Raw genomic sequence first — 9,305 nt, forward strand, 5'->3', positions numbered from 1 at the left:
TGCGACTGAGCCAGCGCAGAAATTAACCACCTTGCGGTGGATGGAAAAGCCAAGCAGTAACGGAATTGTGACATGCATTATGTGAGTACCCGCGGGGAAGCCCCCGTTCTTGGATTTTCCGACGCCGTGCTGGCCGGGCTGGCGCGCGACGGCGGGCTCTACGTGCCGCGCGAGTGGCCACAGTTTTCCGCCGCCGAGATCCGCGCCATGCGCGGCCTTGCCTATCCCGAACTTGCCATCCGCGTGCTGTCGCCGTTCCTTGGCGACGAGATCCCGGCCTCCGTTTTCGAGCGGCTGGTGCGCGAAGCCTATGCCACCTTCCGCCACGAGGCCGTCTGCCCGCTGGTGCAGACCGGCCCCAACACCTTCATCCTGGAACTCTTCCACGGGCCGACGCTCGCCTTCAAGGACGTGGCGATGCAGCTTCTGGCCCGGCTGATGGACCATGTGCTTGCCGAACGCGACCAGCACGCCACCATCATCGGCGCCACCTCGGGCGATACCGGCGGGGCGGCCATCGATGCCTTTGCCGGTCGCAGCCGGACCGACATCTTCATCCTTTTCCCGCACGGCCGCGTCTCGCCGGTGCAGCAGCGGCAGATGACGACGTCGACGGCTGCAAACGTCCATGCGCTGGCGATCGAAGGCAATTTCGACGATTGCCAGGGCCTGCTCAAGGACATGTTCAACGATCACGGATTTCGCGACCGGGTGGCGCTTTCGGGCGTCAACTCGATCAACTGGGCCCGGATCATGGCCCAGATCGTCTATTATTTCTCCTCGGCGCTGTCGCTTGGCGCGCCGGACAGGCCGGTCTCCTTCACCGTGCCGACCGGCAATTTCGGCGATATCTTCGCCGGCTACGCGGCCAAGAAGATGGGCTTGCCGATCGAGCGGCTGGTCATCGCCACCAACGACAATGACATCCTGGCGCGGACCTTCGCGACAGGGGAATATCGCACCAAGGGTGTCTTTGCGACCACGTCGCCGTCGATGGATATCCAGGTGTCGTCCAATTTCGAACGCCTGCTGTTCGAGGCCTCCGGCCGTGACGCGGCGACCGTGCGGCGCTACATGGACGGTCTGAAGCAGTCCGGCGCTTTCACCATCGAACCCCAGCAAATCGCCGGGATGCGGTCGGAATTCGACGCCGGCCGGGCTGATATGGACGAGGTCGCCGCCACCATCCGCTCGACGCTCGCGGCCAGCAACTATCTGCTCGATCCGCACACCGCGGCAGCTGTGCATGTCGCTGCGGGCAAGGCGTCAGGCGCCGTGCCGATGGTGGTGCTGGGTACCGCACACCCGGCAAAATTCCCGGCCGCCGTCGAAGCCGCCAGCGGCGTGTCGCCCGCACTGCCCGCATGGCTAGGTGGGTTGATGACATCGGAGGAAAAATACACGGTACTTCCCTCCGACCTGAAAATGGTGGAAGATTATGTCGGCCGCCGCGCGCGGGCGGCGCGTTAAGGAGTACTAGCCATATGGGTGTTGAGGTAAGCCGTCTGTCGAACGGCCTGACAGTCGCCACCGAAACCCTTCAAAGCATCGAATCGGTTGCCCTTGGTGCCTGGGTCAAGTCGGGTGCCCGCAATGAACGTGAGGACGAGCATGGCATGGCCCATCTGCTCGAGCACATGGCGTTCAAGGGCACGAAAAGGCGGAGCGCCTTCGAAATCGCCTCGGAGATCGAAGACGTCGGCGGCGAAATCAACGCCGCCACCAGCGTCGAAACCACTTCCTACTATGCCAGGGTGCTCTCCGACGACGTGCCGCTGGCCGTCGACATTCTTGCCGACATCCTGCAAGAGTCCGAATTCGACCCGCAGGAACTCGAACGCGAACAGCATGTGATCCTGCAGGAGATCGGCGCCGCGCACGACACCCCCGACGACATCGTCTTCGACCGTTTCACGGAAACCGCCTATCGCCATCAGACCATCGGCCGCTCCATTCTCGGCACACCCGAAACGGTCAAATCCTTCACCTCCAAGCAACTCCACGACTTCATCGAGCGGCAATATGGCGCCGAGCGCATGGTGATTGTCGCCGCCGGCGACATCAAGCATGACAATTTCGTGCGCGAGGTCGAAAAGCAACTCGGCGGCTTCCGCAGCAAGGCCGACAGCACCATCCCGCAATATGCGCAATATGTCGGCGGCGACTTCCGTGAGGACCGCGACCTGATGGACGCGCAGATCGTGCTGGGGTTCGAAGGCCGGGCCTATCATGTGCGCGACTTCTATGCCTCGCAGGTGCTGTCGATGATCCTCGGCGGTGGCATGTCGTCGCGCCTGTTCCAGGAGGTCCGCGAGAAGCGCGGCCTGTGTTATTCGGTCTATGCTTTCCATTGGGGCTTTTCCGACACCGGCGTCTTCGGCGTCCATGCCGCGACCGGCCAGAGCGACATCGCCGAACTGGTGCCTGTCATCATCGACGAGCTGCAGAAGGCCGGCGAGAAAATCCTGCAGGAAGAACTCGACCGGGCGCGCGCCCAATATCGCGCCGGACTGATCATGTCAGCCGAAAGCCCGGCCAGCCGCGCTTCGCAGATCGCACGGCAGCTGCTTCTGTTCGGCCGGCCGATCGCCAAGGAGGAACTGATGGAACGGCTGTCGGCGCTGACGGTCGAGCGGCTGACCGATCTATCGTCGCGTTTGTTCTCGACCAAGCCGACGCTTACCGCTGTCGGGCCTGTGGGCACACTGGCGCCATACGAGGCGATCCTCGAATCGCTCGCAGGCACGCAGACCACGGCCCGTAAGCTCGCCGTCTAAGCCCCTCGAAGCGTCGTGTTCGCGCTCCCTTTCTTCCGCCGCGACCTGCCGGCGCTGAAAGGCGACCGCGTCACGCTGCGCGTGCCGTTCACCAACGACTTCCGCGAGTGGGCGGCGGTGCGTGGCGATAGCCGCGCCTTCCTCGAACCCTGGGAGCCACGCTGGACTCCCGATGAACTCGACCGCAACGCATGGCGGCTGCGCATCAGCCGCTACCGCGAGGATTATGCGCAAGGAACCGCTATCGCCTTCTTCATCTTCGAGAGGAGCAGTGGCAAGCTGGCCGGCGGCATCACGCTCGGCAACATACGCCATGGCGTCTCGCAGAGCGGCCATGTCGGCTACTGGATCGGCGAGCGCTTCGGCGGCCGCGGCCTGATGACCGACGCGGTCAAGGTGGTGGCCCGCTTCGCCTTCGATACGCTGAGGTTGCACCGGATCGAAGCGGCCTGTATTCCCGACAATATCCGGTCGATCCGCGTGCTTGAAAAAGCCGGATTTCGGCGCGAAGGACTGCTGCGATCCTATCTCAGGATCAACGGCATCTGGCAGGACCACTACCTCTACGCCCGGATCGCGGACGATCCGCCGGGCGTTGGAACGAAGGACTGATTTTTGACGAATTTCCTGCGCAACGGGTCGCTGTTCGCCTTTGTCCTCGCGACACTCCTGACGCTGTGCGCGGCATCGTCGGCCTTTGCCGTCGAACCGATCAAGATTGCCCGCGACGACGTCGCGCTCGACCTTTCCGGCGCCGTCGAGATCTACCGCAACCAGGGCGAGAATTTCCAGGTGTCGACCGCGCCGGGTCCGGACGGTATCGTGCGGCGCATCGAGGTCGAGGCCAATGATGCCCGTTCCACCGGCGACTGGGCTGTTTTCGCGCTCGCCAACACCACCGACCAGCAACTCGACCGGCTGATCGTCGCACCGCATTTCCGCCTGGTGAATTCCGGCATCTTCTGGCCGGATCTCGGCTCGACCCGCATCGCCGCCATCACGCCCAGCGAAGGCTTCGCGCTCGATCGCCAGACCAGCCCCGACGCCGACGTTTTCCGGGTGACGCTGAACCCCGGCACGGTGATTACCTTCATCGCCGAACTGGCCTCGCCGAAGCTGCCGCAGGTCTACCTCTGGGATCCGGAATCCTACAAGGACTCGGTCAATTCCTACACGCTGTTTCGCGGCATCGTCATCGGCATTGCAGGCCTGCTGGCGCTGTTCCTGACCATCCTTTTCGTGGTCAAGGGAACCTCGATGTTCCCGGCAACCGCGGCACTTGCCTGGGCGGTGCTGGCCTATATCTGCGTCGATTTCGGCTTCCTCAACAAGATCATCGAGATATCGCCCGGCAACGAGCAGATGTGGCGAGCGGGAACGGAGGTGGCGCTGGCGGGAACCTTCGTGGTGTTCCTGTTCGCCTATCTCAACCTCAACCGATGGCACGGCCATTTCAGTTATGGCGCGCTGGTCTGGATCCTCGGACTGGTGCTGATCGCCGGCGTCGCCATCGTCGATCCGGCGGTCGCCGCCGGCATTGCCAGGCTGTCCTTCGCCGCCACCGCACTGACCGGGCTTGGCCTGATCATCTTCCTCGGCATACGCGGCTACGACCGTGCCATCATGCTGGTGCCCAGTTGGGTCATGGTGCTGTTGTGGCTATGCGGATCGTGGATGGCGATCACCGGCATGCTCGACAACGACATTGCCCAGCCGGCCCTGGGCGGCGGGCTGATCCTGATCATCCTTCTGATCGGCTTCACCGTCATGCAGCATGCTTTTGCCGGCGGCGCGCTGCATCAGGGCCTGTTCTCCGACCTCGAGCGGCAGGCGCTGGCGGTCGCCGGTTCGGGCGACACGGTATGGGATTGGGACGTGCTGCGCGACCGCGTCGTCACCAAGCCCGATGTCAGCATCCAGCTCGGACTGGCGCCGAACAGCCTTGGCGGCGCGGCCCGCAACTGGCTCCCGGTGCTGCATGCCGACGACCGCGACACGTTCCGCACCACGCTCGACGTCGTGCTCGAACACCGGCGCGGCCGGGTATCGCAGAATTTTCGCCTGCGCGGCGCCGACGGCCACTATCACTGGTTTTCGCTGCGCGCGCGCCCGGTCATCGGATCCGACGGCGAGGTTATCCGCTGCGTCGGTACCATGGTCGACGTGACCGAGCAGAAAAAGTCCGAGGAAAGGCTGCTGCACGACGCCGTTCACGACAATCTGACCGGTCTGCCGAACCGCGAACTTTTGATGAATCGGCTGGAAGCGATCATCTCGATCGCGCGCACCGAAGAAAAGGTGCGGCCAACCGTCTTCGTCATCGACATCGACCGTTTCAAGCAGGTCAATGACGGCCTCGGCATCTCGGCCGGCGACACCATCCTCTTGACCATCGCGCGTCGCCTGCACCGGCTGCTCAAGCCGAAGGATTCGCTGTCGCGCTTTGCCGGCGATCAGTTCGCGCTGATGCTATTGTCCGAACAGGACCCGGCCCGCATCGCCGCCGTGGCGGATGCCATCAAGCATGCCATCAACAACCCGATCACCTTTGCCAAGCGCGAGATCGTGCTGACCGCGTCGATCGGACTGATCACCTGGAATTCGCCGCAGATGTCGGCCGAGGACATGGTCAAGGATGCCGAGCTTGCCATGCACCAGGCCAAGCGCTTCGGCGGCGACAGGATCGAGCCGTTCCGTCCGGCCTTCCGCACTGTCGGCACCGACAGGCTGCAGTTCGAATCCGACCTGCGCCGCGCCATCGAGCGGCGGGAATTCACGCTTGCCTACCAGCCGATCGTGCGGCTTGAGGACGGCAGTGTCGCCGGCTTCGAGGCGCTGCTGCGCTGGGACCACCCGCGCCGCGGCATGATCCCGCCGGCGGATTTCATCCCGGTCGCCGAAAGCTGCGGGCTTATCGTGCAGCTCGGCCTGTTTGCCATGCAGCAGGCGGCGGAAGATCTCGCCAGCTGGCAAAAACAGATCGGTGACGCGCCGCTGTCGGTCTCGGTCAATTTGTCCAGCCGCCAGCTGATCCGCCGTGACCTGGTCAGCGACGTCCGCTCGGTCATCGCTCGGGCCAATCTGAAGCCGCGCTGCTTCCGGCTGGAGCTCACCGAATCGCTTGTGATGGACAATCCCGAGCAGACCGCCCATGTGCTGACCAAGCTGAAGCAGCTCGGCATCGGCCTGTCGCTGGATGATTTCGGCACCGGCTATTCCTCATTGGCCTATCTGACGCGTTTCCCCTTCGACACCATCAAGATCGACAAGAGCTTCGTCGACGACAACACGCCCAAGCGCGCGGTGCTGCTGAAATCGATGGTCAACATGGCGCATGAACTCGGCCTGTCCGTCGTCGCCGAGGGCATTTCGGACGAGAGCGACGCGCTGGAACTGCGCCAGATGGGCTGCGAATATGTCCAGAGCTTCATGTTCGGCGCACCAATGCCGGGCGACCAGGTGCTGAAGACGCTGAAGGAACAGTATCCGCTGACGCAAGCGTGATGGGATTCAGGCGCGCGTCGCCCAGGCGCGGACCTCTGCGATTGGCCGAGACGCCTATCGCTTCGTCATCCTAGGGCGAAGCAAGGAGCGCAGCGACGCGGCGCAGACCCTAGGATCCATGCCGTGAGGTTAAAGCGTTGAAAACGGTTCAGATTTCTTCGCCGCTGCATCCTTCGACATAGGTCACGGAATGGATCCCAGGGTCTCCGCGACGGAGCTTCGCTCCTGCTTCGCCCTAGGATGACGAAGGTGTAGGCGGCTTCGGCTAGCCGCGAATGTTGCGCATGACTGTTCGCGATTACGCGTGTCCGGCCGCCAAGCTGAGATGCGCAAGGTCGATACCGATCGAGGCGAGGATCCGGTCGTATTTGCGCTCGATGTCGGTGTCGAACAGAAGCTCGGCATTGGCCGGACAGGTCAGCCAGCCATTTTCGGCGATCTCGGTCTCCAATTGGCCGGCGCCCCAGCCGGAATAGCCGAGCGCCATCAGCGCATGACGAGGCCCGCGGCCGGACGATATTGCGCGCAATATGTCGACGGTCGCCGTCAGGCAGATGTCGTCGGAAACGGTCAGCGACGATTCCACCCGATAGTCTCCCGAATGCAGGACGAAGCCCCGGCTGCGGTCCACGGGGCCGCCATTGCGCACGACGAAATCGCGGGCCTGAGCCGGCAAGCGGATCGCCTCCTGCTCGTTCATGATGCCCAGTTGCACGAGCAGGTCCGGAAACAGCATCTGCTGCGTCTGGTTGATGATCAGGCCCATGGCGCCTTCATCGGAGTGTGCGCAGACATAGATGACCGAGCGCGTGAAACGGTCGTCCTTCATGCCGGGCATGGCAATCAGGAACTGATCGTCGAGAAAGCCGCGACTGGCGACCGTCTTCTTGTGGCGCAACAAGTCCATGAAGGGAGCGTAACGCGTTTCCAAAGCGCCGAAAAGATGCGCCGTGCTGGATTCGACCAAAGCCTGTTGCGGCGGCTCGAACATTCTTCTCCCTCGAAGTCACGCAAATATGATACCGGCAAGGCCATGAAATCATTGCGCGGCCACGAACGGACGATCAAATCACCGCCATGCGAAGCTTGAAAATCCTGCTGCTCGGAGCCGCCATCGGATCGGCAACCGCTCTTCCCGCCGCCGCCTCTTCGTCGGCGTGGTACAACAGTGAAGGCGGCAAGGTTCGGCTGGTTACATCAGGCAAAGCCGACGATGCCGGCCGTATCCAAGGCGTTCTCGATATTGCGCTCAAGCCTGGCTGGAAGACATATTGGCGCGATCCGGGCGACGCGGGCGTGCCGCCGCAACTCGACATTTCAGCCAGCACCAACATCGCCGACGCCACTCTGTCGTTTCCGGCGCCGCAGCGCCATGACGACGGCTATGGCAAATGGGCAGGCTACAACTATCCGGTTTCTCTGCCGGTGACATTCACGCTGGCGACGCCGAACCAGCCGGCGGTGATCGATGCCGACATCTTTCTCGGCATCTGCGAAACGATCTGCATTCCGGTGCAGACGCGGCTGACCGTCGACCCCGCCTCCGATCCGGACAATGTCGAGGACGCGGCGCTGGTGAAGGCGAGTTTTACGGCGCTGCCGACGCCCGCGAGGTCCGATTTCGGCATCAATGTGCTGCCGGGCGACCACGAGACGCTGATTGTCGAGGCGAGCTTTCCCGGCGATCCGGCGGCGGCGGATTTCTTCGTTGCCGGCGAGCGGGACTACATGTTCGGCACCCCGGCCCGCAGCGAAAAGGACGGCAAGCTGATTTTCACCGTGCCGATCCTCGATCGCCCCTCGACGACGCCGACCGATGGCGGGCTTCACTATACGCTGACGAGTGCGGCGGGCGCGGTCGCAGGGATTCTGCCTTTCCCTTGATCCAGCCTGTCCCAACGATTGCAGGAAGCCGTTGAGTTCGCTACGCAAAGACACGTCCTTCCCATTTTCCCAAGCGAGGAATCCATGACCATTTCCGTTGGCGACAAGCTGCCTGACGTGACCTTCAAGACGATGACCGCCGATGGCGCCAAGCCGATCACCGGGGCCGAGATTTTCTCGGGCAAGAAGGTCGTGCTGTTTGGGGTTCCCGGCGCCTTCACACCTACCTGCAGCAACAACCATTTGCCGGGCTATCTCGAGAACCACGATGCCATCCTGGCGCGCGGCGTCGACACCATCGCCGTCGTTTCGGTCAATGACGTCCATGTCATGGGTGCCTGGGCGCACTTCACCGGCGGAGAGGGCAAGATCCTGTTCCTCGCCGACGGCAGTGGCGATTTCGCCAAGGCGGTGGGCCTCGATTACATCAGCAACGATATGGGCCTGCGCTCGAGGCGCTTCTCAATGATCATCGACGACGGCAAGGTCACCGCGCTCAATGTCGAGACCAAGCCCGGTGTCGACGAGTCCGGTGCGGCTCATATTCTGGGGCAGCTCTGAACTTCAGCGACAACGTCGGGCTGGACCGCAACGGTTGCCGCCGCCCGACGATCGCCCTTGTATTCCAGGGATTGCCTTTGGGGGGACCTCGATGTTTGACATGTTCTGGCGTGCTATCGCGATCGGCATCGGCGCTACGGTGGCGATGGATCTCTGGGCCATCTTCCTGCACAAGGCGTTCGGGCAGCCACGGCCGAACTGGGGGCCGGTCGGTCGCTGGGTCTGGCATCTCCGCGACAAGGTCTTTCACGATGATATCGGCGGTGCAGCGCCCTACGCGCATGAAAAGGCGCTGGGCTGGGCCTTTCACTATTTTGTCGGCATCGTCTACGGCATCATCCTGGTGGTGTTGGCCGGAGCGGGCTGGCTTGCCGCGCCGACATTCCTGCCGGCCTTCATCCTCGGCATCGTCACCGTCGGCGCCGGCTGGTTCCTACTGGCACCCGGCATGGGCGCCGGGTTTGGGCCCGCACAACCCGCCCCCCCCCCAGGGCTAACAACGCGGGTACAAGGGTGGGGAACAAGGGTTTCCGGCGGGGGGGTGTGGGAAAAAGCGGGGGTGCGCAAAAAAACACAGCA

General features: G+C 63.2%; 8 protein-coding genes. 7 read left to right on the top strand and 1 reads right to left on the bottom strand.

Annotated elements, in window-relative coordinates:
* The first annotated feature begins 72 nt into the window (after window positions 1–72).
* From thrC to NKH06_RS29605, 4 genes are read left to right on the top strand one after another with little or no spacing between them, the layout of a single operon-like run.
* The gene (thrC, locus tag NKH06_RS29590; protein WP_352894873.1) at window positions 73–1,470 is read left to right on the top strand and encodes a threonine synthase; all 1,398 of its coding nucleotides are present in this window, start codon (window positions 73–75) and stop codon (window positions 1,468–1,470) included.
* Between the two features lie 14 nt (window positions 1,471–1,484).
* On the top strand, window positions 1,485–2,777 hold the full coding sequence (locus NKH06_RS29595; protein WP_127290840.1) for a M16 family metallopeptidase: 1,293 nt from the start codon (window positions 1,485–1,487) through the stop codon (window positions 2,775–2,777).
* A 15-nt stretch (window positions 2,778–2,792) separates the two neighbouring features.
* The gene (locus tag NKH06_RS29600) at window positions 2,793–3,389 is read left to right on the top strand and encodes a GNAT family N-acetyltransferase (RefSeq protein WP_352442778.1); all 597 of its coding nucleotides are present in this window, start codon (window positions 2,793–2,795) and stop codon (window positions 3,387–3,389) included.
* Between the two features lie 3 nt (window positions 3,390–3,392).
* The gene (locus tag NKH06_RS29605; RefSeq protein ID WP_128302499.1) at window positions 3,393–6,281 is read left to right on the top strand and encodes an EAL domain-containing protein; all 2,889 of its coding nucleotides are present in this window, start codon (window positions 3,393–3,395) and stop codon (window positions 6,279–6,281) included.
* Between the two features lie 298 nt (window positions 6,282–6,579).
* Here NKH06_RS29605 and NKH06_RS29610 read toward each other — a convergent pair whose 3' ends face one another.
* A complete protein-coding gene (locus NKH06_RS29610; RefSeq protein ID WP_023808594.1) occupies window positions 6,580–7,188 on the bottom strand; it encodes a YqgE/AlgH family protein in 609 nt (202 codons plus the stop codon).
* 170 nt (window positions 7,189–7,358) lie between these two features.
* On the opposite strand from NKH06_RS29610, the gene NKH06_RS29615 reads away from it, so the two are divergent.
* The 3 genes from NKH06_RS29615 to NKH06_RS29625 all read left to right on the top strand — a co-directional run.
* Entirely contained in the window at window positions 7,359–8,165 is an 807-nt protein-coding gene (locus NKH06_RS29615; RefSeq protein WP_352442779.1) for a protein-disulfide reductase DsbD domain-containing protein, read from the top strand.
* Window positions 8,166–8,249: 84 nt separating this feature from the next.
* Window positions 8,250–8,726, top strand: coding sequence for a peroxiredoxin (locus tag NKH06_RS29620; RefSeq protein ID WP_023808596.1), 477 nt, complete (start codon window positions 8,250–8,252; stop codon window positions 8,724–8,726).
* Window positions 8,727–8,817: 91 nt separating this feature from the next.
* A partial coding sequence (locus NKH06_RS29625; protein WP_352894877.1) for a DUF2938 family protein occupies window positions 8,818–9,305 on the top strand: 488 nt, incomplete at its 3' end.

The sequence above is a fragment of the Mesorhizobium sp. M1342 genome, assembly GCF_040317955.1.
Taxonomy (GTDB): domain Bacteria; phylum Pseudomonadota; class Alphaproteobacteria; order Rhizobiales; family Rhizobiaceae; genus Mesorhizobium.